Raw genomic sequence first — 22,979 nt, 5'->3', positions numbered from 1 at the left:
GACCTGGGGCGATGTGATTCGTATGCTGCGAGTATCAGCCGCACCCCTTAGGGTGTGGACCGTGCTGAACCGGGTGTTGATCGGCGTCGTCGGGTCCGCGGGGGCGGCCCTGATCGGTGCACAAGGTATCGCCGTAGCTCAACCGTCCGAACCACCCCCGCCACCGCCGCCGAACGTCAATGCGCTCGCACCGGTGAAGCTGTCGGAGTTCGCGAAGATGGACGGCCACTGGTACGCGTTCAAGACCCCGGACGGGTTGACGTGCGTCCTGCAGCGCAACGGCGGCTACGGCTGCAGCGGCGCCATCCCCGCGGCACCGGACGGCGCAAACTTCGTCAGCGGCGGCCCCGGTGTTCCACAGTTCTCCGCGACGACGGCCGATGTGTTCGCGGTCGTCGGCGACGCCAAGCCACTTCCGGCCGGTTCGCGGATCAGCTTCCAGACCGTCAGCTGCGGCAGTGACGGCGGTGTGACGACATGCTCGGACAGCCGAAACCAGTCCGGCTTCGTGTTGTCCCCGGCGGGCAGCTACATCATCAACGGCGGCAGGGATCCGCTGCTCGAGCGGCCCGAGGGCACGAACCCCTTCTTCAACTGAGCGCTAGAACCCCGCGCCGTGCACCTCGTGCCCCGGCTTTTCGACCATGAGGCCGCGGTAGGCCTCTTCGACACTGGAGCCGTGGTTGACCACGGCGTCGACCTCGCGAGCGATCGGCATCGAAATCCCGTACTGGTCAGCGAATTCCATGATGACGCTCGCGGCCTTGACGCCTTCGGCGACCTGGTTCATCGACGCGATGATCTCGTCGATCGGCTTGCCCGCGCCCAACTGCTCGCCGACGTGACGGTTGCGGCTGCGCTGGCTGGTGCACGTGACGATCAGGTCACCGATGCCGGCCAGGCCGGCGAACGTGTCGCGGTGCCCGCCGGTCGCCTCGCCGAGTTTGGACATCTCGCGGATCGCGCGGGCCATCACCATCGCCCGCGTGTTCTCGCCGATGCCAAGCGAGTAACCCATGCCGACCGCGATCGCGTAGACGTTCTTCAGTGCCCCGGCCATCTCCACGCCGACCACGTCATCGGTGGTGTAGGTGCGAAACCGCTTGGTGCGGAACAGTCGTGCCAGGTCCGCCGCGAGTTGCGGGTCGGGCATGGCGAGCACCGCGGCGGCGGCGTACCCCTCGGCCACCTCGCGCGCGATGTTCGGCCCGGCCAGGATCCCGGCCGGATGGCCCGGCAGCACCTCCGAGACGACCTGGCTCATCCGGAAGTTGGTGCCCTGCTCGAGACCCTTGACCAGCGACACCACCGGGACCCACGGCCTCAGCTCCCTGGCCAGTTCGGTGAGCACGGCGCGGAAGCCGTGTGACGGCACACCCATGACGATGACGTCGGCGCACGTTGCCGCCTCGGAAAAGTCCGTTGTCGCCTTCAGACCGTCCGGAAGCTCGACCTCGTTGCCCAGGTACTTCGAGTTGCGGTGGTTGTCGTTGATGTCGTCGGCGGTCTCCTGGGAGCGCACCCACTGCAGCGTCGGCCCTCGGCGGGCGCAGATGGACGCCACGGTGGTGCCCCAGGAGCCTCCACCGAGAACGACGACTTGGGGAACACGTTGCGCAGGTGCCATGCCGATCAGGGTAGGTCGGACGGCTCGAAACCAGGGCGTATTCGGAAACGACGGCCCAGTGTGCGCGCCGATTTCTGCGGCAGGGCGGTGATTGACCGGGGGGCCCGACCCTCAGGCAGAAGTGGGCGCACTCACGCTAGGTGGCTCCGAGCGCTCAGCGGTAATTGACGAACTGCAGCGCCACGTCGAGGTCGGCGCCTTTGAGCAGCGCGATCACCGCCTGCAGGTCGTCGCGTTTCTTCGAGCTGACGCGGATCTCCTCGCCCTGGATCTGCGCCTTGACGCCCTTGGGGCCGTCGTCGCGGATCAGCTTGGTGATTTTCTTGGCCTGCTCGCTCGTGATGCCCTGCTTGATCTGGCCGCTGACCTTGTAGGTCTTGCCAGACGCCTGCGGATCGCCGGCGTCGAACGCCTTCATCGAGATGTCGCGGCGGACGAGCTTCTCCTTGAACACGTCGACGGCCGCCTTGGCGCGCTCCTCGGTCGAGCTGGTGATGACGACGGTCTCCTCGCCCTGCCACTCGATGGACGTGTCGGTGCCGCGGAAGTCGTAGCGGGTGGCCAGCTCTTTGGCGGCCTGGTTCAGCGCGTTGTCCACCTCCTGGCGGTCGACCTTGCTCACGACATCGAATGATGAATCCGCCATGGATCGGTCCTCCTAGATGCTCGACTGAGGGTCTGGTCCCGTTTTCGTCTTCGGACCATCCTCGTTGTACCCTGCAAGTCGCACCAAACCGGGTCACCCGGCGGTGCAGCACCCAGGCAGGTTGCCCGAGCGGCCAATGGGAGCGGACTGTAAATCCGTCGGCTTACGCCTACGCAGGTTCGAATCCTGCACCTGCCACGCTATTCAGGTCGTTTGAGCGGGCCTGATGTGTTATGACCGCTCGCTTCCACCTCCTACGGCAATGCCCGAAGCACCACGCCTCGCTGCCGAGAGCCCTTTAGCGCAGCGAGCGTCTCCTCGGACGGCGCAGCGGTGAGCATGGTGACGAAGTCGTCGAGCAGTGCGCTCACGTGCAACGCGTACGACGCGACCGGTTGTCCGAAAGAGCGATATCGGTGCCGGTCGGCGCACGCGTGCACACACATTGCGGAGACCTTGTGGATCCGCTCGTCGCGGATGGCTCGCGGAATGTGCTTGGTGAGATCGCCGACCCTTCGGACGTACTCGCGATGGGACTGCGCGTGCTCCTCCGGTAGCGAGGCCAGCGGGCTGACTGACGAGTCATAGCGCAGTAGCTGTTCGAGGAACGATACGTAGAAGCAATTCTCGTCCTCGGCCATCTCGATGAGCGGCAACTGGTGCGCCTCGACAATGCCCCGTATGTCATCGGAGCCGGCGCGCGCCGCCAGCAGCCGGCGTCGCTGCGTCAGGTGTTCCAGCCGGTTCAGCAGGATCGCTTGCACCAGAGCCTCTTTGGACCCGAAGTGGTACTGCACCGCCGACTTGTTGGCCATGCCCGCCTCGGTGCCGATTTGACGAAGCGGCACACCGTCGAGACCGCGTTGGGCGAACAGCCGCTCCGCGGTGAGCACCAACTGTTGCTTCGGCGACAGTTCCACTGACACGGACATGGCAAGACAATCTCATACTGGACGGATTAAGTCTAGGGACTTAAAGTGCAGTCATTCGTCTTCACCGAGAGAGGTGCCTGTGAGCACGAACCCGCCTTATCAGGACGTGATGGTCGCCGACCCGGTCGTCGGGCCGGTGTGGGAACGGCCGGGGTTGAGTCGGCGAGACCGCCGGTTCGTCACGCTGACCTGCGTGTGTGCACTCGAAAGCGTCGACCTCATGAACCAGCACATGTACGCCGCACTGGCCAGCGGCGACATCACCTACGAGGAACTGCTCGAATTCGTCCTGCACTTCGCGGTGTACTGCGGCTGGCCGCGGGCGTCGGAAGCCGAAGGCGCGGCACGTAATGAGTGGGTTCGATTAGCTGAAGAGCGGGGTGAGGAAGTACCGCCGAGGCCAGAACTCCCGACGGAATCGCTTGGGCCGACGGATCACGACGTTCGCCTCGACGAGGGTGAGAAGTGCTTCGTCGACGTGAACCTGCTGCCGGCTCCGCCGCGGGACTCGCCGTACTTCCAGGCCGGCATCCTGGCATTCGTCTTCGGCCACCTCTGGCAACGACCGAACCTCGGCCGTCGCGAGCGCCGATTGATCACGGTCGCTGCGGTCGGGGTGTCCGGTGCGCTCGGGCCGATCTATTCCCATGTCGGATCGGCCCTGGAGTCCGGCGACATCAGCCGTTCGGAGATGAACGAAGTCATTTTGCAGTTCTCTGCCTACAGCGGATTTCCCAAGGGCCGGGTCCTCCAGACAGCCGCAGACGAGTCGTGGCAGCGCATCGCGGCCGCCATGCCAACCGCCAATGCGAAAGGAGTCTGATGTCGAAGTCACTGGCAGGAAAGGTCGCCTTCATCACCGGCGCGGCGAGAGGGCAGGGCCGTGCGCACGCCGTGCGGTTGGCTCGTGAAGGAGCCGACATCATCGGAGTCGATATCTGCGAGAACATCGCGTCGATGACGTATCCGAATGCCTCGATGGCCGACCTCGACGAAACCGAGAGGCTCGTCGAGAAAGAAGGTCAACGCATGGTGGCGCGCAAAGGCGATGTTCGGAGCTATCGCGACATGCTGACCGCGGTGGATGCCGGTGTCGAGCAGTTCGGCCGTATCGACATCATCATCGCCAATGCCGGAATCGTCCGTCTAGCAGGCGAATCAGACGATTTCATGCAGGATTGGCAGGATGTGATCGACACCAACCTGACCGGCGTCTACCACACCATCCGAGCCGCGTTGCCCGTCATGCGTGGGGGCAAACAAGGTGGATCGATTGTCATCACAAGCTCCACAGCGGGTCTGAAGGGCACCGCCTCGCTCAACGCCAGCGGAAACGCCTACGCCGCAGCCAAACGCGGCGTGGTCGCGCTGATGCAGAACCTCGCCAACTACCTTGCCCCCGAATGGATCCGGGTGAACACCATCCACCCCACCGGAGTGCTCAGCGGAATGACGCAGAACGACGCGATGAACGCGCTGATGGCGCAGGCGGCTGAAGGCGGCCAGAATGCGATCTCGGGCATGGAGAACGCGCTACCGCTGCCCATCCTCCAACCCGAGGATGTCGCCCACGCTGTAGCTTTCCTGGTTTCGGAGGAGGCCAAATTCATCACCGGCATTCAGTGGCCGCTCGACGCAGGCTTCACGGTTCGGTGAGGCAACCGTGAGATCACTGAACGGTGCGACGGCCGTCATCACCGGCGGAGCCAGCGGCATCGGATTGGCGACCGCGCACTCCCTGGCCAATCGGGGAGCGCGGCTCGTGATTGCCGACATCCACGCCGACAACGCGGATCGGGCAGTGGCGGACATCAGGGCCGACGGCCACACGGCAGAAGCCTTCGTGTGTGATGTCGCCAAGGATCAGGCATTCGCAGATCTCGGCGAATTCACGCGGCAGCGCTACGGATCGGTCGACATCGTCATGAACAACGTCGGCGTGTTGACCAGCGGCCGACCCGACCATCTCCCAGTCGGCGAATGGGAACGGATCATCAAGATCAACCTGATGTCCGTCGTTCGGAGTAACGCCGTCTTCCTGCCTCAACTCATTTCGCAGGGGCACGGCCATATCGTCAACACCGCCTCGTTCGCCGGGCTCTACACGTATTCATATGACCGGATTCCGTACGCGGCGACGAAGGCCGCAATTATCCAGATCTCCGAAGGCCTCCGGCTCTACCTGCACCCGCAGGGCATCGGCGTCACCGTAGTGTGTCCGGGTCCGGTGGCGACGAACATCCTCGCGACGATGCCCCCTACCTTCGGGCCAGAGGTCCAGACCGGCCTGCCCGGAGAACAATTCGGCATCCTGCAACCCGAGGAAGTCGGCGAGCAGGTCGCAGAGGCGATTCTCAACGACACCTTCATGGTCTACACCGACGATCAGGTGCGTGATGTCCTCGTCGAGCGCGCGACGGACTGGAACTCGTTCATCGCAAAACAGACCGAGAAGCTGGCTCAACGCTGAGTTCGGCGCGGCCGCGCGAGACACTTGACCGGCGGTCCAGCCAGGTCCAGTGTCTTTGGAGAGGCCGCCAACCGCGCCCCGGCCAGTGAGGACTGCTGATGAGCATCGACGACGATCCGGTCACCACGCTCGACGACCTGCGCAGCGATCTGGCGCGCCGGCACAAGTGGACACCCAGCGGCGGCGCCTCGGTGGACCCTGCGGTCGTCGACGCCGATATGGCCGCCCTCGACCGCGACGGCTACCTCATCTGGGAGAACCTGCTTGACGCCGACGAATGCCGGCAGATAAAGGCGACGGTCGCACCCTGGCTCTCGCACGCCGGACGCAACTCCTTCGAAGGACACCGCACCCAGCGCATCTACAGCCTGCTGAGCAGGACCCGCGTGTGCGACCGACTCGTCGATCACCCTCGGGTGCTCGCGGTCCTCGACCGGCTGCTGATGGACAACTACCTACTGTCGGCCCTACAAGCCATCAACATCCAGCCCGGCGAGACCGCGCAACTGCCTCATCACGACGACGGGTTCTATCCGATTCCGCGGCCCCGCGCTCCGCTCGCCGCCGCCACGATCTGGGCGATCGACGACTTCACCGCCGACAACGGCGCCACCGTGCTCTACCCGGGCAGTCACCGCTGGGGCAGGCGACGGCCCGAGCCGGACGATCCCGCGATCCCCGTCGTCATGCCTGCCGGCTCGTGCGTCTTCTTCGTCGGCACCCTCTGGCACGGCGGTGGCGCCAACACCACGGACAGCGCGCGACTGGCCGTCACCGCCCAGTACTGCCAGCCGTGGCTGCGGCCGATGGAGGCGTTCACGCTGTCGATCTCCCGCGACACGGCGCGAGAGGTCTCCGACGACATCCGGCGCATGATCGGCTACAGCATTCACCCGCCGTTCGTCGGCGCCGTCGACGGCCTGCACCCGCTGCGGCTGTTGGAGCAACCGTAGTCGGCCTTCACAGGCGGTCGGCGGGAAAAACCTGTTCCGCCAACGCCAACCAATCGATGGCGTCATTCTCCGTGGTGTGAATATCGGCTTGGGACATGATCGAACCTTCCGGTGGTGTCAAACCGCTGCGGGCGGCTCGATCAATGGTGGCCGCCGAATGGCTGCTGCCGTAATAGCGCTCGCGTCAGACTTTGCCGCGTCCAGGGGAAGTATCAGCTATCCGTGGGGTAAGGCATCAGCGCCGTCGGGCACAGGCCACATCGGTAGACCCTTGTCTCGTCAGCCAGTCTTCTGTCGTGACCGCACCAACATCGTCATCCCGGCAGCGAGGATCAGGACACCACCCGCCGCCAGTGTTATCGACAGAATCCGTCGGTCCTCCAGCTCCATTCGACACAACTCGGTGTAATCGATGCCGACGACCACCTCGTCGCTCTGCGGCAAATCGCTGACGTAGTCGTTTGCAGTCCGAGCGGCGGAGAAGTCAGGCGAAACCGCACTTCCGCAGCCGACTGTTTGCAGTTCCGGCGAGACGGACACGGGCGTGAGGAGCCCGACCACACCCACGATCAGCGTGACGGCTCCGGCGAGCACAAGGATTAATCGCATGCTGCTCCGTACCCCACAGCGCCGATCTCATACGCCAACGGCCACACAGATGCAGCCCTCTGCTCGGTATCGGCGCAGCCCCCGATGGGTACTTCCCTTCATGGACCGAATACATCTCACATCCACGGTCGCAGTCCTAAGCGCTGCAGTTCTTGTGACATCGGGATGTTCGACGGGCTACGCCGCGCTCGGTACCCATACGGCCACGGTGCTCATCAACGGCGTCGAAATCGGTGAGCGACTACCTGTCCGGTGTGAACAGGTCGAGTGGACCTGGCGCATCGAGACGCTCGAAAGCGCGCCCGGCTTCGTCGCACAGATCCAGACCGGCGACTCGATCATTGCGCGTGGAGTTCAGATCGAGGAGCTCGGCGGTTTCACGGGAAGCTACTGGGCGGGCACGGTCGGACAGGCTGACGCCGATATCTCCGATGGCACATTCCGGATAACCGGATCAGCTGAGGGCTACTACCATCACGACCCTTCGGAAGACGCCACAGCAGACTTCGTCATACGGACCGACTGCTGACGCGTCTTACTGGCGCCGAGCGACGCGCCGAACAGCGAGTTGCATTGGACGGCAACGGTGATGAAGATATCCGACATGAAAGCGCCGGAGAGGGACCGCACGGAAGAAAACGGGCGGATGGCCGAACAGGTCGATTCCGTACTTCGTGCGTCTCGTGCGCTGGTTGGGATCGCCGCGACGTCCCTGGCTGCCGTTGACGATGTGGTGACCGTCCCGCAGTGGCGTGTGCTGGTCCTGGTTCATACTCGCGGACCCATGAACCTGGCGTCGGTCGCCGCGGAGTTGAACGTCAACCCGTCCAACGCGAGCAGGACCTGCGACCGGCTGACCAAGGCGGGGCTGCTGAATCGGCGGGAATCCGAAGTCGACCGCCGCCACGTCACGTTGACTTTGACGTCCGCCGGCCAACGGTTGGTGCAGAAGGTGACTCGGCAACGCCGCGCCGCAATTCAAAAGGTGCTGGCCAGCATGTCGATCGCCGACCGAGACCGGCTGGCCGCCGCCTTGAAGACCTTCGCTGAGGCCGCCGGCGAGGGGACCGACGGCGCCCTTGTCGCCGCACTGTGGCCGCCGTCGCGCTGAAGTTCGCGTGTCATGGGCGACCGCCCATCTGCCCCTCCTTACCCATGGTGCCCGGCCGGTCCATGTCATTGCTGCAACACATTTATTGCGGTTTGGCAACGATTGCGTTCAGTCGTGTGTAGCTGGTTGTCGCCGGGTAGGCGCTCGGGAGATCCACCGCACATGCTCGACGAGGAAGCGAATCATGACCGTCGTTGCCAGCGACCCGCAGGCACCACTACGAACAGACACGGATCGCCGCCACCGGTCCGAGGAACACCGGCACGTGCGTTGCGGGCAAGAGCGCTGCGGCAGCGAGCGGGACTCCTTCGAGGACCTCGGAATCGATGAGCTCTTCGGACGACTCGCGCGCAGCACGGACTGTGTCGAACGGCAGCGCTGGCGGCAACGCATCGTCACGGCATGCGTGCCGATCGCCGACCGCATCGCTTCACGGTTCGCGGGCCGTGGCGAACCGTCGGACGACCTGTTGCAGGTCGCCCGGATGGGCTTGATCCACAGCGTGGACCGGTATCAGGCAGACAGAGGTCATTTCCTCGCATTCGCCGTACCAACGATCCGTGGCGAGTTGAGGCGGCACTTCCGGGACAAGACGTGGACGGTCCGGGTGCCGCGCAGAGTGCAGGAAACTCAGCTGCGGATACGCGAAGCCGTGAGCACGTTGTCTCAGCGGCTGAACCGCTCGCCCACGACGATCGAACTGGCAGAGGAACTGGGCGTGGACACCGAAGCCGTTTGCGAATCGGAAGCGGTGGCCTCGGCCTACCAGCCCGTGTCGCTCGATGCGCCGATCGCGTACAGACAGTCCGAGACAACCGAAGCGGTCGGCTCCCTCCGGGGCGCCGACGATCCGCGCTACGAGCAAGTCGAGGACATGTTGATAATCAAGGAGGCGCTCGCAGCGCTGGAACCTCGCCGACGGGCAATCGTGGGCATGATCTTCTTCGACTGCCTCACACAGTGCGAGGTGGCAAACAAGCTCAACGTCTCCCAAGTGCAGGTCTCCCGGCTGCTGAACGACACGTTGTCCCGGATCAGACAGCGGGTGTGCGTCGAGGTGCCCGCGGCGCTGCGCGTCTCCGGCCGCAAATGAATGGCGCGGCGGTTTGAAGACCGACGCGGTTGTCTACAGACGTGGAAGAGGAGGAACCGATGCCCGAGGTGCAACTACATCAGGACGGACACCCGGCATACCGTCGTCAGGTTCGCTTCGACTGGTCGAACCTGCCGCGGCATTGGGTGCCCGGTGATCCGTTTACGACCCACATGATCAACGTGTTGCATCTGCTGCTGCCCGAGGGCGAACGGCACTTCATCAAAGCCGTCCTCGAGGCGTCGTCACTGGTCGACGATCCGGAACTCGAGGCTGCCATCAAGCCCTTCATCCAGCAGGAGTCCTGGCACGCCTGGGCGCATCAGGTGGTGTTGGACCGGTTGGCCGAGCAGGGCATCGACACCGCTCCTTACACCGAACGGCTCGGCCGATCCTTGTCGATCATCCTCGGTGATGCGCCGAAGTTCTTTCCGGCGCCACTCAAGCGATGGTGGCTGTACCGGCGGCTGGCCGACGTGGCATCGCTGGAGCACTTCACCGCGGTGTTGGGGCAGTGGGTGCTGCGGAATGAGGGGCTGGAGAACGCGGGTGCCGACCCCGTCATGCTCGATCTGCTCCGCTGGCATGGAGCTGAAGAAGTGGAACACCGCTCGTTGGTGTTCGACGTTTACCAGCACGTGTGCGGAAGCTATTGGATCAGAGCCTTTTCGATGTTGATGACCGCACCGCTGTTCGTCGGCTGGTGGATCGCCGGAGCGCGCTATCTCATGAGCAACGACGACACGATCGACCAGAAATGGCGATGGCGGGACTGGCGGCGGGCCGCCCGCAAGGACCTGCTACCCGGGCCGTGGAACTTCATATTCGTCGTGCCCCTGCGGTACATGCGCCGTGGTCATCATCCTGGGCCCGAGGCCGATACGCAGCTGGCATTGGAGTACCTCGAGTTCTCGCCGACGGCCCGCGAGGCGCGCGAACGGGCCCAGGCGCACGAGCGGGCCATGGCCGCGCAGGCTGCGCACGACTGAACCGCGACCGCGACCAACCGAGAGGAGCGTCGATGATGAAGGTCTGGGTCGACTTCGACACCTGTGACGGCAACGGCGTGTGCATGAGCATCTGCCGGGAGGTGTTCGACGTCCGAGACGACGGTCTTCACCTCCTGCAGGAGGAACCGGGTGAAGAGTTGCGAAAACAACTGGTCGGCGCGGAAGTGTCGTGTCCAACCAGCGCTATCACGGTGGAGGACTGACGGATGTCGCCGAGTCGTCAGCTCAGCAAGGTCGTCGTCGTCGGGACCGGAGTGGCGGGCACGATGGCGGCGCAGACACTGCGGACAGAGGGCTATGACGGTGAGCTGACGATCGTCGGCGGCGAACGCCATGCGCCCTACCACCGGCCGGCCCTGTCCAAGAAGCTGCTCACCGGTGAGGTACACCGGGCCGGCATCGACATGGCGCCGCAGAACGCACTCGAGGCGCGCGCGCTGCGAGGGGCAACCGCCGTTGGTCTCGACATGGCGTCACGCATTGTTCGCGTGCGTGACGTCGGCCAAAAACGATCGCTGCCGTTCGACGGACTCGTCATCGCCAGCGGCGCGGTGGTACGCCAGTGGCCCGGCGGTCCAGTTCCCGATGGCGTGATGACGCTTCGGACGGTCGACGACTGCCTTGCCATCCGTTCGAAGCTCGGCAGGCGCACGCGCGTCGTCGTGATCGGTGGCGGCTTCATCGGTGTCGAAGTCGCCGCGAGCCTGCGTTCGATGGGACTGAAGGTCACCCTGCTGTCCCGGACGGATGCCCTGTTGCAGTCCGCTTTGGGAGAGGAGATGGGCCGCTACTGGACCGACCTGCATCGCCGCCATGGGGTAGATGTGCGATGCGGTCTCGAAGTGGATGGCTTCGTCGGTACCCGCCGCGGCCACGTCAAAGCGGTTCGCCTGAGCGACGGTTCGAAGGTGAAGGCCGATCTCGTTCTCATCGGGCTGGGAGTCGAGCCGGCCACCGATTGGCTGCAGGGCTCTGGGATCAAGGTGGATCGGGGTGTGGTATGCGACGCGACCGGTGCCGCAGAAGGCGCAACGGATGTCGTCGCCGCCGGCGATGTCGCGCGGTGGTGGCATCCGCTGTACGAGCAGCACTTGCGTATCGAGCACTGGGATCAAGCCTCCCGTCAAGGCATCACAGCGGCGCGCAATCTGTTGGTCGGACCCGGCAAGGCCCAAGAATACGATGCGGTGCCGTACTTCTGGTCTGACCAATACGACACCAAACTCCAATTACTCGGAGTGCCAACAGATTACGACAGAGTTGAGGTCATCGAGGGAAGCACTTCGAGCGGAGGGTTCGTTGCCGCGTACAACAGGGCCGGGCGGACGACCGCGGTGCTCAGCACCATTCCCGGCCGGGTGAACGACTACCGCCGCCCGATCGCGCAACGGGCGGCCTTTCCTCCGCACCTCCACGCCGATCAACCGGCGGCGAGTTCCCTACGCTGACTCAGAACGCGTCGGGATCACCGGGTTCGGTTTCGAGCACCTCACGGTTGAAGATCAACATCTTGGCGAAGTACAGCCCGCCCGCCGCCACGACGCCCAGGACGATCAGGTCGGGGACCAGTGAGTCCGAGGGCGACATCAGCGCCACCAACGAGAACACCGCCCAGATGATGGCGGCGATCGCCACGGGCACCTCGAAGCGTCCCAACCCGAACGCACCCTCCCTGCGGCCCAGCCGCTTTCGCACCGACAGGTACAACACGGAGATGGCTCCGTAGATCAGCGCCGGAAGGATCGTCGACCCGACAATCAGCTGCAGCAAGGCCTGACCCGGCAGCGCCACCATGAGAGCGACGCCCACGACGAACATCAGCACGGTCGCGGGAATCGGCGTACGGGTGCGCGGGTTGACTCGGCGGAACAAGGTGTAGCCCGGGAAGCGGGAATCACGAGCCATGGCGAACACGATGCGAGAGCAGGAGGCCAACATCACCATCCCCGCACCGAACATCGCAAACGCGATTCCCGACAACAGGATTCGCTCAGTGAGGGATCCCAGCTGATCGCGGATGATCGTCGCCACCGGCGATTCGCTGTTGCTGACCTCCGGAATGCTCTTGATCCCGACGGTGAGGGTGAAGATGAAGATGAACCCCAGGACGGCCGATGCCAGCACCGAGGTGACGATCGCCCGCGGGACGCTGCGGTAGGGGTCCTTGGCCTCCTCGGCCAGGTTGGCCGCCGAGTCGAAGCCGACCAGCGTCACCAGTCCCATGACCATCCCGGCCATCAAGCCGCCGCCGATCGCGAAGTAGTCGGGTGAGCCGGCGGCGATGCCCTGCGAGACCACGTTGTCGACGGTTCCGCTGCCGCTGAACATCATCACCGCACCGAGCGCGATCACCAGCACCACGACGATCGTCAGCTCCAGCGCCACCGCCGTTGAGGTGACCATTCCGAGCAGCCGGGTCGAAGCGATGACGAGCACCGTTTGCGTCGCCAACACCGCCAGCGTGATCACCCGCGCCACATCCTCGTCGGGCGCCATACCCAGCAGGGGCATGAGCGCCTGGCTGGCGAGCGCGTTGTCCATGGCCACCACGCCGATGGCCAGAAACCAGAACGTCAACCACCCGAAGAACCAGCCGACCTTTGGGTTCGCCAGCCTCGATGCCCACTGATAGGAGGAGCCGCTCAGCGCGATCCGAGCGGCAAACTGGGCGACGACAAGTGCCACCAGGGTCTGCCCGGCCGCCGCGACCAACCACAGCCAGATGCCGACGGGTCCTGAACTCTGAAGCACCGCACCATAACTGGCGAAGACGCCGACCGCAACCGAGATGAACGCGAACGAGATCGCGAACACCTGGAACGAGCCGAGACTCCGCTTCAGTTCGGGCGTATAACCGCATTCTCGAGACCCGTCATCGGCGGATTGACCCTGCACGACGCCCTCTGTGGTCATCCACCCATCCCTTCTGAAGTTCGGTGAACAGTATGGCACCGGATATTCCGCGGTCGTCAATTCGGTGATTATCTTCGCCGCTGATCTGTACGTTCGGAGAACTGTCCTCAGTCGTCGGAAGGTCAACGGCCATGACAGAGGTTGCACCGGACGAAACAGACGCAGACGAAACGGTGAGGATCGTGGCTACGAGCCGGAACTCAAACGCTCCCTCGGGGTTGACGGGAGACGTTGTGCGGCCCGGAGACTCGGGCTACGACGCGGCCCGAATGGGCTACAACCACCTGTTTGCCCCGCAACCCGACGCGGTCGTGTTCTGTGCCGACACACAGGAGGTGGTCGACGCCGTGTCATGGGCGCGGCGCAGCGGCGTGCCTCTGCGGGTGCGTAGCGGCCGCCACTGCCTCGAGGGCTGGTCGGCTGCCGACGAGGGCCTGGTGATCGATGTGAGCCGGATGAAGTCGGCCATGATCGACGCGGCCTCCCAGACTGCCACCGTCGGTGCCGGGCTCACTCAGCTGGAAATGGTCACCGCGCTCGGCGCGGCCGGATTCGCCGCGCCGACGGGAACCGAGGGCACCGTGGGGCTGGTCGGTGCGACGTTGGGCGGTGGCTTCGGGCTGCTCACCCGCCGGTACGGCATGGCGTCTGACAATCTGCTCGCGGCGGAGGTCGTCGTGGCCTCGACAGACGGTGGCGCGACGACGGTCATCGCCGACGAGCAGAACAACCCGGACCTGTTGTGGGCGTTACGGGGAGCCGGCAACGGCAATTTCGGGATCGTCACATCGCTGACGTACCGCATCCATCCCGTGACGCACGCCATCCATGTCGTGGCGACGTGGCCGGGGCTCGAGCAGCTTTCGCCCGCCTTTGACGCCTGGCAGCGCAGCGCCCCACATGCCGACGATCGGCTGACCAGCCAGTTGGAGATCCGCCCCGACAAGGTGGTGCTGGTCGCGGTGCTGGTCGACGGGTCCTCGGCCGAGGCCCAGCAGATACTGGCGCCGATCCTGGCAGTCGGCAAGCCACAAGTCTTGACCGACGACGCACGGTGGGCCGATGTCTACGCGGGCTTCCAGATACCACCAGCCGATGAAGCCGCGAACTGGAAATTCCTGTCGCAGTTCGTATATGCACCGTATCCGCCGCAAGCCATCGACCTCGTCGCATCGTTCATGGCGAAGGCGCCGACGCCGGATTGCAACTACTTCACCAACGCCTTCGGTGGCACTGTGCGAGCAAGTGAGCCGCCCGGCGGTTCTGCTTTCGCGCATCGCGATGCGCTGTTCTACGCCGAGCCCGGCGCGGGGTGGGGTGTTCGCGGCGGAATACCGGCCGCCGACGATCCGCTGACGGACGAGTGTCTGAGGTGGTGCGCCGAATTCGGAGAAGCCCTGCAGCCGTATGTGAGTGGTGCCTACGTCAATGTCCCGAATGCCGGTATGCCGGAATGGGAATCGGCGTATTGGGGGGACAACGTCGAAAGGTTGCGCGCGATCAAGGCGAAATACGACCCTCAGAATGTGTTCGCCTTCGAGCAGAGCCTTTCGGCCGACGGCGGCTGATAACGCTTCAAGCCGGTCTGAACCGCACCGCCGCGATACGTTCCCGGCGAACCACATCCGCGAAATCCTCGGCCGACGGTATGCCGTCGTCGCGGAACTTCAGCCCCATCATCGTCGGGGCACGCTTGGCGCCCCAGGCTTTCGCGCAGCGGTGCGACAACTCGGCGACGAGCGCGGTGTCGGTCAGCAGTTCACCGCGCATCGTCGTCGTCCCCCCGTCGAGCAGTATGTCCGCGGTCGCCCCGTCGCGGAAGTTGTTCTTCCATCCCGCTGAGGTCAACGCATACAGTTCGCCGTCAATTCGATGGGCGCTCACCGGGATTGAGTATCGGCGCCCGCTCTTGCGGCCGACGACGTTGACCACCATCATGCGGCTGCGCAGTGGTCCGGCCAGGGGAGTGCGCAGCAACCTGCCGATCAAGGGGTTCACGATCCGCAGCACCCTGTCGGACGGGTGCGCCGCCGTGACAGCGGGGGTTTGTTCTGCCATGGATGTCACGGTATGACGGGGCGGTCCCGCAGAAGCGGTTCTCGCCAAAGTCGAAGCGCATGTGCCCAGCACCGTCGATGAGCGGCCCCAACGCTGGTGACGCTGATGTGACGCCTGTGGTTCGAGCGGGAGATTACGCCTACGTCGGTTGGTCCGTTCCTCATGTCGGCTCCAGCCGTGCAAGATGGTCGTAGAGCATCCCCGAACGGCACGGAGGCGGGTACATGCCTGAAGTCCAGTCCGCACCATCCAGTATTGGTGTCCTGACCAGCGGCGGTGACGCCGCCGGCATGAACGCAGCGGTGCGCGCCGTCGTGCTTACCGCCGCGCACCACGGCATCGACGTGTACGCGGTCCACGAGGGATACCACGGGCTCGTCACAGGTGGTGACCTCATCCGGCGCATGGAACCGATTGATGTCGAGGCAATCCTGCACCAGGGCGGTACTGTCATCGGCACCGCCCGATCGAAGCAGTTCAGAACTCGTGAAGGCCGCCGATCGGCCGCGCGCAACCTGGTCGAGCACGGTATCGACGCCCTCGTGGTGATCGGCGGTGACGGCAGTCTTGCGGGGGCAAACCTGTTCCGTCAGGAGTGGTCGGGATTGCTCGCTGAATTGGTTGAGGCCGGGGACATCTCGCAGGACCTGGCGGACGAACATCCTTTTCTGCGACTTGCTGGTTTGGTCGGGTCCATCGACAACGACATGGCAGGCACCGACATGACGGTAGGCGCCGATACGGCGTTGCACCGGATCATCGAGGCCTTGGACGCCTTGCACAGCACCGCTGCCAGCCACCAGCGCACCTTCGTGGTGGAAGTGATGGGCAGGAACTGCGGCTACCTCGCCCTCATGTCGTCGCTGGCGACCGCCGCGAGTTGGGTCCTCATACCCGAACAACCGCCAGGCGAGGGCTGGCGAGAGCAGATGTGTCGCGACATCAAGGCGGGCCGATCGATCGGCCGTCGACACAGCGTGGTCGTCGTCGCCGAGGGTGCCCACGACCGCGACGGCAACCGGGTCACCGCCGAACAGGTCAGACAACTGCTGGAGGACGAACTCGGTGAGGATGTCCGCATCACCGTCTTGGGTCACGTTCAACGTGGCGGTGCGCCAAGCGCTTTCGACCGCTACCTGGCAACGCACTTCGGCTTTCTGGCTGTGGAACGACTGCTTGCCGACACGCCCGACGCGCCCGCGCAACTGATCGGATTGCGGGGTAACCGCGTGGTCGCCTCGCCGCTGATGGAGTGCGTGGAGCGGACCCAAGAAGTCGCCACACGAATGAAGTCACGGGACTATGCGGGAGCGATTCAGGCGCGCGGGGGACATTTCGCGGAATCGTGCAGGGTCCTGGACACCATCCAACAGGCTGCGCCGCGGCCCGCCGAGACGAAGCCCTTCCGGATCGCCGTTGTACACGCCGGCGGACCGGCGCCCGGGATGAACACCGCGGTGCGCGCCGCCGTCCGACTCGGCCTGGATCGCGGCCACACCGTATTGGCGGTCAAGAACGGGTTTCGGGGACTAGCCAACGGTGACATACACGAGATGGGTTGGATGGATGTCAGCGGCTGGGTGTCCGAGGGGGGCGCCGAGATCGGCACCAATCGCTACGTGCCCGACCAGGCCGGTATCGCCCGGATCGCCGAACAGATAGCCGCTCATCGCATCGACGGGCTCATCGTCGCCGGTGGATGGGCGGGCTACCGGGCCGCTCACGAGCTCTATCGGCATCGGCAGGAGTATGACGCCCTTGACGTCCCACTCGTGTGCATGCCGATGACCATCAACAACGATGTCCCGGCAAGTGAATTGAGTATCGGCAGTGATACCGCGCTGAACAGCATCGTCTCCGACGTCGACAAGATACGGCAGTCCGCGGTCGCCACGCGACGAGTGTTCATTGTCGAAGTGATGGGCCACGACTGCGGTTATCTTGCCCTGGTCAGCGGGCTGGCCACCGGTGCAGATCGCGTCTACCTACCGGAGGAGGGCATCACACTGAACGCCCTGACCACCGACGTCCACGCGCTCGCGGACCGTTTCCGAACCGGCAAGCGGGTGGGCCTGATCGTGCGCAGCGAAGGCTCCGACCGCGTCTACACCACCAGATTCATTACTGCACTGTTCGAGAAAGAAGGCGCGGAGTTGTTCGATGCGCGGGAGGAGGTTCTTGGCTACGTCCAGGAGGGCGGAAACCCGTCGCCGTTCGACCGGGTGCAGGCGACGATCATGACCGCCCGCTGTATCGGATTCCTCTCAGAACAGCTCTCGTCCGGTGGCCGCGCCGGCGCAATGCTCGGATTTCAGTCCGGCGAACTGCGATTCACCGATCTCGCGCATTACCCGACGCTCATCGAAAACAACGCTCAGCGACCGGTCGAACAGCAGTGGTGGGACCATCGTCACCTGGCTGACGTCATGCGCGACTAAAAGGGCGGCCACGATGCGAAACTCGTGATTGCGCAACATGGTGTGGCCGGGCAGTATCCGAATATGGCGGAAACAACCGCCCCCACAGAAGACGACTTGGACAGCGCGCTGGCGCATTCCCGTAGCGCCGCCGAAGTCCTTGCGCTGTTGGGCAGTTCCCCCGACGGGCTCGACGGGGACATCGCGCGCGAGCGCCTGGCCGTCTACGGCGCGAACAAACTTCCGGAGAAGAAGCCGCGGCCTGCTGTTCTTCGGTACTTCGCACACTTCAACAACGTCCTGATCTACATCCTGATCGCGGCAGGCGTGCTCAAAGCCATCCTCAACGAGTGGGTGGACTGCGTGGTGATCATCTCCGTCGCGGTGATCAACGCATCGGTCGGTTTCATCCAGGAAGGCAGGGCTCAACGGGCGCTCGACAGTATCCGGGGGATGTTGTCCGTCTCCGCACAAGTGCGCCGCGACGGGGACTGGGAGAAGGTGGACGCACAGATGTTGGTTCCCGGCGATGTCGTGCGCATCGGGTCGGGCGACAGGATCCCGGCCGATATGCGTCTGCTCGAGGTGGCGAATCTGCGGGTGGAGGAATCGGCGCTCACCGGTGAATCCCTGCCTGCCAAGAAGGATGTCGGACAAGTCGGCGCGGACGCCGGTCTCGGTGATCGCATGTCGATGGTGTACTCGGGCACGATCGTCGCGGCGGGGGCCGGTACCGGCGTCGTCACCGCCACCGGCACCAGCACTGAGATCGGCCGCATCCAGTCGCTGATCGCCGACGTCGCGACCATCGACACACCGCTGACCCGCAAGCTGTCTCGGTTCGGCCGTCAACTGTCGGTCGCCATCTTAAGCATGGCCGCGGTGATGCTGATCATCGGCAAGCTGCTGCACCAGTTCTCGGTGAGCGACTTGATCACGGCGGCAATAGGTTTCGCCGTCGCCGCCATTCCGGAGGGGCTGCCCGCCGTCGTCACGATCACGCTGGCCCTTGGTGTGCAGCAGATGGCGCGCCGAAAAGCGATCACCCGAAAGCTGCCGGCCGTCGAGGCGCTCGGCGCGGTCAACGTCATCTGCTCGGACAAGACGGGAACACTCACCCAGAACGAGATGACCGCGCGCACCGTGGTGACCGCGCGCCACCGGTTCGACGTCACCGGCACCGGCTACCGCCCCGAGGGCGGCATCGAACTCGACGGCGCGCCGGTCGCGCCCGACGACTATCCGGACCTGGCGGCGGTGTTGACGACGATGGCCGTCTGTAACGACGCGCGGCTGCACGAGGTCGACGGGCAGTGGCGGGTGGTGGGTGACCCGACCGAGGGTGCGCTGCGCACGTTGACGCAAAAGGCCGGGCTCGACGACGCGCACTGGCCCCGGCTCGGTGTGGTGCCGTTCGAGTCGGTCAACAAGTTGATGATCACCCTCAACGCGACTCCGGGCGGTGAGCGCTACCTCTACGTCAAGGGTGCACCGGATCGGCTTCTCGACCGGTCCGCCACCCAGGCGGGCCCGATGTCCGCTGAGCCCCTCGACCGCCCACTCTGGGAGGCGCGCATCGACGAGCTCAGTGACCAAGGGCTACGGGTACTGGCCGCCGCTCGTCGACCTGCGGATGCGGACATTCCGGACCTCGACGACGTCAGCGCCGGACTGGAATTCCTGGGCGTCGTCGGCATCGTCGATCCGCCTCGGCCAGAAGCGATCTCGGCCATCGCGACCTGCCATACCGCGGGTATCCAGGTCACGATGATCACCGGCGACCACGCCGGTACCGCTCGCGCCATCGCTCGCGAAATGGGCATCGTCGCAACCGGTGAAGAGCCGCGCGTGGTCACCGGAGCTGAGTTGGAGGCCATGAGCCAGACCCGGCTGCGGCAGGTGGCCGACGACGTCGATGTCTACGCACGCACCAGCCCGGAGCACAAACTGCGCATCGTGAGCGCCCTGCAGGCGCAGGGCAAGGTGGTCGCGATGACCGGGGACGGCGTCAACGACGCACCGGCGCTCACCCGCGCCGACATCGGCGTGGCGATGGGCATCAAGGGCACCGAAGCCACCAAGGAGGCCGCGGGAATCGTCCTGGCCGACGACAACTTCGCAACCATCGCGCGGGCCGTCGAAGAAGGCAGGCGGATCTACGACAACATCCGCAAATCCGTGTTGTTCATGCTGCCAACCAACGGCGCGCAATCGCTGATCATCCTGGTCGCGATTCTGCTGGGATTCTCGCTCCCGCTGGAGCCGGTGCAGATCCTGTGGATCAACATGGTCACGTCCGTGACCTTGTCGCTCGCGCTGGTTTTCGAGAAAGCCGAAGAGGGCCTCATGGAGCGCCCGCCCCGCACAGCCGGCCAGGCGCTGGTGAACCGGGCTGACCTCGCGATGATCTCGTTGGTGTCGGTACTGGTCGCAGGCGCGACGCTCGCGGAGTTCTTCGTCGCGCGGGCGGGCGGGTACCCACTGGCCGTCGCCCAGACCGCCGCGGTGAACATGTTGGCCCTCGGCCAGCTGGCATACCTGCTCAACTGCCGGTTCGTCACCTCGTCAAGCCTTCGACCCCAGGTGTTTCGGGGCAACCCATGGGTATGGCGGATGGCCGGCGCCATGATCGTACTGCAGATCGTGTTCACCTACGCACCGTTCATGAACACCTGGTTCCATTCGGCACCGATCACATTCCGGGGATGGGCGGTCGCAATCGCGTTGTCCATCACGGTCTTTCTGACCATCGAGGCAGCCAAATGGGTGGGCCGCAGATATATGCCGTGGGCGATGTCGTGGTAGGGCGCACGGAGGTGGATATGACCGAACGTGACTTGTCCGTGGATTTCTATCGCGTCTCGGCCATAGGACTTGTCGTGGTTGGGCATTGGCTTGCTGCGTCTGCGACCTATCACGACGGTGAATTCGGTCTGCAGAACCTGCTGGAGGAGTTGCCGTGGACGCAGTGGCTGACGTTGCTGTTCCAGGTGATCCCCGCCTTCTTCCTGATGGCTGGTTACGCGAGCGCGGTCTCATGGTCGCGTCGGCAGAATGCCGGGGTGGAGCCGCCGCAAACGTGGTTGCGGTACCGGCTGTCGAGGACGCTGGGTCCGACTGCGGCGTACGTGGCAGCGGTGTTGATCGTGGTGCTGGTACTGCTCGGAATCGGTGTGGGCAGTTCGAAGTTGGCGTTCGGCGGGTGGGCGGTCGCCTACCACCTGTGGTTCCTGGTCACCTTCGTGCTCGTGATCTTGGCGACGCCTGCGGCGATGGCCGCCGACAACCGATGGGGGCTTGCCGTGCCGGCCGCGTTGGCCATCGCGGTCGGCGCCATCGACGTCGCCTACATCGGCGCCGACGTACCCTACGTCGGCTATCTCAACTATGTGCTGGGTTGGGCGGTGAGTTATCAACTCGGAATCGCTTGGCGCAGCGGTAGGTTGGCGGGATACCGACCGCTAGCGCTGGGAGGGGTCTCGGCCGTTGTGCTGACGGTGCTGCTCGCGTGGGGCCCGTATCCGGTCAGCATGATCGGCATTCCGGGCGAGGACCTGCAGAACACCGCTCCGCCCTCCCTGGCTTTGGTGGCGTTCGCCGCGGCTCAAGCCGGGCTTCTCCTGGCCGCCGCACCGTTCATCGATCGTGGGCTCAAGAGGATCCGCGCGCAGCGTCCGCTGGCGGCTGCCAACAGCGCGGTGATGGGGCTGTACTTGTGGCATATGGTGCCCGTCGTCATCGTGGCACTGGCCGGGTATCCGACGGGGCTCCTGCCTCAACCGCCTCTCGGCACCTCCGAATGGTGGCTGGTTCGCCTGGTCTGGGTTGTGGCGATTTCCATTGTGGCGGTGGTGCTGATGACGTTGCTGTGGTGGCAGCGAGCATTGTTCGCCGCGCCGTTGCCCTCCGTTGTGATACCGCTCGGTGGACGCTGGGGTTCCGCGGCCTTGTTCGCCGGGGCGTTGATCGCGTCGGCCGCCACGCTGTTGTTCACGGTCAACGGCTTTGCGCCCGATGGGCGTTTTCCGCTGCTCGCCACGCTGCTGTTCGGTGCCGGTGCGGTGTTGGTCGCCCTCACGCCCCGCGACCGCGGCTCCACCGACGAGTCGACTACAGACCCAGCGACGTCTGCGCCTGCTTGAGGGTCGCCGCAGAACCCTGCAAGCTGAGCAGTTCGGAGACCGACAGCGGCACTTCGAGCACCCGGCCCGCACCCGCGGCCGTCACGACCGTCGGCAATGACAGGCAGACATCGGTGATCTCATAGACGCCGCGCTGCACGGTCGACACCGGCAACACCCGGTGTTGGTCGTAGAGGATCGCCTCGATGATCCGGGCGGTCGACAGTCCGATGGCCAGGCTCGTCGCGCCTTTACCGGCGATGACCTCGTACGCCGCATTGACGACGGCCGCCGATATCTCGTTACGGGTCGGTTCGTCGAACACCACAGTGCCGTCGATGCGGAACTTCTCGGCAGGCACCCCGCCGATCGACACGCTCGACCACAGCGGGATCTGCGAATCGCCGTGTTCGCCCACGATGAAGCCGTGCACATTGGCGACGGCGAGGTCAGCCCGCTGAGCGATCAGATAGCGGAACCTGCTGGAATCCAACACCGTCCCGGACCCGAATATCCGGCCATCGTCAGTGCCCACCGCCTCGACCGCGGCGTAGGTGACGACGTCGACCGGGTTGGTGACGAACACGATGACCGCGTCGGGTGACTGTTCGAGCAGCTGTGGCGTCAACGATTGCGCCATCGCCACATTGGTGGTCGCCAAGTCCAGTCGGGTCTGCCCCTCGTCTTGTTTGGCGCCTGCCGTGACGATGATGATCCTCGAACCGGCGGTGATGCCGATGTCATCAGAGCCGATGGTGGGGCAGTGAGGTACGAACTGGCTGCCGTGGTTGAGGTCGAGCAGTTCGGCGCGGACCTTCTTGGCGTTGATGTCATAGAGCGCCAGGGCACCCGCGGAGCCCCGGATCAGGCAGGCGTAGGCGATCGCGGTGCCGACGCTGCCCATCCCGACGATGCTGACCTTGTTCGACAGCCCTTGCGATGTCTTCCTCATGGCTCCATAGTCGACGATGCGGGCCTGTTCCGGATGGATCCAGACGGAAATAGGACGGAAATCAGCC

The 22,979-nt window shown here is 64.8% G+C and carries 22 protein-coding genes and 1 tRNA gene; 16 read left to right on the top strand and 7 right to left on the bottom strand.

Annotated features, from left to right (window positions below):
- The first annotated feature begins 22 nt into the window (after positions 1 to 22).
- Positions 23 to 598: a hypothetical protein gene (locus CEX88_RS17670; RefSeq protein ID WP_094294487.1), complete on the top strand. Its 576-nt coding sequence runs from the start codon at positions 23 to 25 to the stop codon at positions 596 to 598.
- A 3-nt stretch (positions 599 to 601) separates the two neighbouring features.
- Here CEX88_RS17670 and CEX88_RS17665 read toward each other — a convergent pair whose 3' ends face one another.
- Positions 602 to 1,627 (bottom strand): NAD(P)H-dependent glycerol-3-phosphate dehydrogenase, encoded by a 1,026-nt coding sequence (locus CEX88_RS17665; RefSeq protein ID WP_094294464.1) that lies wholly within the window; start codon positions 1,625 to 1,627, stop codon positions 602 to 604.
- A gap of 154 nt (positions 1,628 to 1,781) precedes the next feature.
- Positions 1,782 to 2,273, bottom strand: coding sequence for a YajQ family cyclic di-GMP-binding protein (locus CEX88_RS17660; protein WP_094294463.1), 492 nt, complete (start codon positions 2,271 to 2,273; stop codon positions 1,782 to 1,784).
- A gap of 115 nt (positions 2,274 to 2,388) precedes the next feature.
- Between CEX88_RS17660 and CEX88_RS17655 the strand changes: the two genes are divergently transcribed.
- Positions 2,389 to 2,471, top strand: a tRNA-Tyr gene (locus tag CEX88_RS17655).
- Positions 2,472 to 2,527: 56 nt separating this feature from the next.
- Here the strand turns inward: CEX88_RS17655 and CEX88_RS17650 are convergent.
- Complete coding sequence (locus tag CEX88_RS17650) at positions 2,528 to 3,205, bottom strand: TetR/AcrR family transcriptional regulator (RefSeq protein ID WP_094294462.1); 678 nt, start codon at positions 3,203 to 3,205, stop codon at positions 2,528 to 2,530.
- A gap of 79 nt (positions 3,206 to 3,284) precedes the next feature.
- Between CEX88_RS17650 and CEX88_RS17645 the strand changes: the two genes are divergently transcribed.
- From CEX88_RS17645 to CEX88_RS17630, 4 genes are all read left to right on the top strand, one after another.
- On the top strand, positions 3,285 to 4,028 hold the full coding sequence (locus CEX88_RS17645; RefSeq protein WP_238382104.1) for a carboxymuconolactone decarboxylase family protein: 744 nt from the start codon (positions 3,285 to 3,287) through the stop codon (positions 4,026 to 4,028).
- Positions 4,028 to 4,861: a mycofactocin-coupled SDR family oxidoreductase gene (locus tag CEX88_RS17640; RefSeq protein ID WP_094294461.1), complete on the top strand. Its 834-nt coding sequence runs from the start codon at positions 4,028 to 4,030 to the stop codon at positions 4,859 to 4,861. The genes CEX88_RS17645 and CEX88_RS17640 overlap by 1 nt, the downstream gene beginning before the upstream one ends.
- A gap of 7 nt (positions 4,862 to 4,868) precedes the next feature.
- The gene (locus CEX88_RS17635) at positions 4,869 to 5,675 is read left to right on the top strand and encodes an SDR family NAD(P)-dependent oxidoreductase (protein ID WP_094294460.1); all 807 of its coding nucleotides are present in this window, start codon (positions 4,869 to 4,871) and stop codon (positions 5,673 to 5,675) included.
- Between the two features lie 98 nt (positions 5,676 to 5,773).
- Positions 5,774 to 6,628 (top strand): phytanoyl-CoA dioxygenase family protein, encoded by an 855-nt coding sequence (locus tag CEX88_RS17630; RefSeq protein ID WP_094294459.1) that lies wholly within the window; start codon positions 5,774 to 5,776, stop codon positions 6,626 to 6,628.
- Between the two features lie 279 nt (positions 6,629 to 6,907).
- Here the strand turns inward: CEX88_RS17630 and CEX88_RS17625 are convergent, their stop codons facing one another.
- Positions 6,908 to 7,237, bottom strand: coding sequence for a hypothetical protein (locus CEX88_RS17625; protein ID WP_094294458.1), 330 nt, complete (start codon positions 7,235 to 7,237; stop codon positions 6,908 to 6,910).
- Positions 7,238 to 7,391: 154 nt separating this feature from the next.
- Between CEX88_RS17625 and CEX88_RS17620 the strand changes: the two genes are divergently transcribed.
- From CEX88_RS17620 to CEX88_RS17595, 6 genes are all read left to right on the top strand, one after another.
- A complete protein-coding gene (locus tag CEX88_RS17620; RefSeq protein ID WP_238382103.1) occupies positions 7,392 to 7,766 on the top strand; it encodes a lipoprotein LpqH in 375 nt (124 codons plus the stop codon).
- Positions 7,767 to 7,841: 75 nt separating this feature from the next.
- Positions 7,842 to 8,348: a MarR family winged helix-turn-helix transcriptional regulator gene (locus CEX88_RS17615; protein WP_094294485.1), complete on the top strand. Its 507-nt coding sequence runs from the start codon at positions 7,842 to 7,844 to the stop codon at positions 8,346 to 8,348.
- A 7-nt stretch (positions 8,349 to 8,355) separates the two neighbouring features.
- On the top strand, positions 8,356 to 9,441 hold the full coding sequence (locus CEX88_RS17610) for a SigB/SigF/SigG family RNA polymerase sigma factor (protein WP_238382102.1): 1,086 nt from the start codon (positions 8,356 to 8,358) through the stop codon (positions 9,439 to 9,441).
- A 59-nt stretch (positions 9,442 to 9,500) separates the two neighbouring features.
- The gene (locus tag CEX88_RS17605; RefSeq protein WP_094294484.1) at positions 9,501 to 10,430 is read left to right on the top strand and encodes a metal-dependent hydrolase; all 930 of its coding nucleotides are present in this window, start codon (positions 9,501 to 9,503) and stop codon (positions 10,428 to 10,430) included.
- Between the two features lie 32 nt (positions 10,431 to 10,462).
- Positions 10,463 to 10,654 (top strand): ferredoxin, encoded by a 192-nt coding sequence (locus tag CEX88_RS17600; protein WP_238382101.1) that lies wholly within the window; start codon positions 10,463 to 10,465, stop codon positions 10,652 to 10,654.
- Between the two features lie 3 nt (positions 10,655 to 10,657).
- Positions 10,658 to 11,899, top strand: coding sequence for an NAD(P)/FAD-dependent oxidoreductase (locus CEX88_RS17595; protein ID WP_094294454.1), 1,242 nt, complete (start codon positions 10,658 to 10,660; stop codon positions 11,897 to 11,899).
- A 1-nt stretch (position 11,900) separates the two neighbouring features.
- Here CEX88_RS17595 and CEX88_RS17590 read toward each other — a convergent pair whose 3' ends face one another.
- Positions 11,901 to 13,364, bottom strand: coding sequence for an APC family permease (locus CEX88_RS17590; RefSeq protein WP_094294453.1), 1,464 nt, complete (start codon positions 13,362 to 13,364; stop codon positions 11,901 to 11,903).
- 233 nt (positions 13,365 to 13,597) lie between these two features.
- Between CEX88_RS17590 and CEX88_RS17585 the strand changes: the two genes are divergently transcribed.
- Positions 13,598 to 14,932 carry an FAD-binding oxidoreductase gene (locus tag CEX88_RS17585; protein WP_238382100.1) on the top strand — a complete coding sequence of 445 codons (1,335 nt, stop codon included), beginning with the start codon at positions 13,598 to 13,600 and terminating at the stop codon, positions 14,930 to 14,932.
- Between the two features lie 7 nt (positions 14,933 to 14,939).
- On the opposite strand, the gene CEX88_RS17580 is transcribed toward CEX88_RS17585, so the two are convergent.
- Positions 14,940 to 15,422, bottom strand: coding sequence for a hypothetical protein (locus CEX88_RS17580; RefSeq protein WP_094294451.1), 483 nt, complete (start codon positions 15,420 to 15,422; stop codon positions 14,940 to 14,942).
- A 224-nt stretch (positions 15,423 to 15,646) separates the two neighbouring features.
- Here CEX88_RS17580 and CEX88_RS17575 point away from each other — a divergent pair, with 224 nt between their 5' ends.
- From CEX88_RS17575 to CEX88_RS17565, 3 genes are all read left to right on the top strand, one after another.
- Entirely contained in the window at positions 15,647 to 17,860 is a 2,214-nt protein-coding gene (locus CEX88_RS17575) for a 6-phosphofructokinase (RefSeq protein ID WP_094294450.1), read from the top strand.
- Positions 17,861 to 17,923: 63 nt separating this feature from the next.
- Entirely contained in the window at positions 17,924 to 20,644 is a 2,721-nt protein-coding gene (locus tag CEX88_RS17570) for a cation-translocating P-type ATPase (protein WP_094294449.1), read from the top strand.
- Between the two features lie 17 nt (positions 20,645 to 20,661).
- Positions 20,662 to 21,981: an acyltransferase family protein gene (locus CEX88_RS17565; protein ID WP_094294483.1), complete on the top strand. Its 1,320-nt coding sequence runs from the start codon at positions 20,662 to 20,664 to the stop codon at positions 21,979 to 21,981.
- On the opposite strand, the gene CEX88_RS17560 is transcribed toward CEX88_RS17565, so the two are convergent.
- Positions 21,950 to 22,912 (bottom strand): L-lactate dehydrogenase, encoded by a 963-nt coding sequence (locus CEX88_RS17560; RefSeq protein ID WP_094294448.1) that lies wholly within the window; start codon positions 22,910 to 22,912, stop codon positions 21,950 to 21,952. The two genes, CEX88_RS17565 and CEX88_RS17560, sit on opposite strands and share 32 nt — an antisense overlap.
- Positions 22,913 to 22,979 lie beyond the last annotated feature (67 nt).

The sequence above is a fragment of the Mycobacterium neumannii genome (assembly GCF_002245615.1).
GTDB classification, from domain to species: domain Bacteria; phylum Actinomycetota; class Actinomycetes; order Mycobacteriales; family Mycobacteriaceae; genus Mycobacterium; species Mycobacterium neumannii_A.
This window is presented reverse-complemented; position numbering and strand designations above follow the sequence as displayed.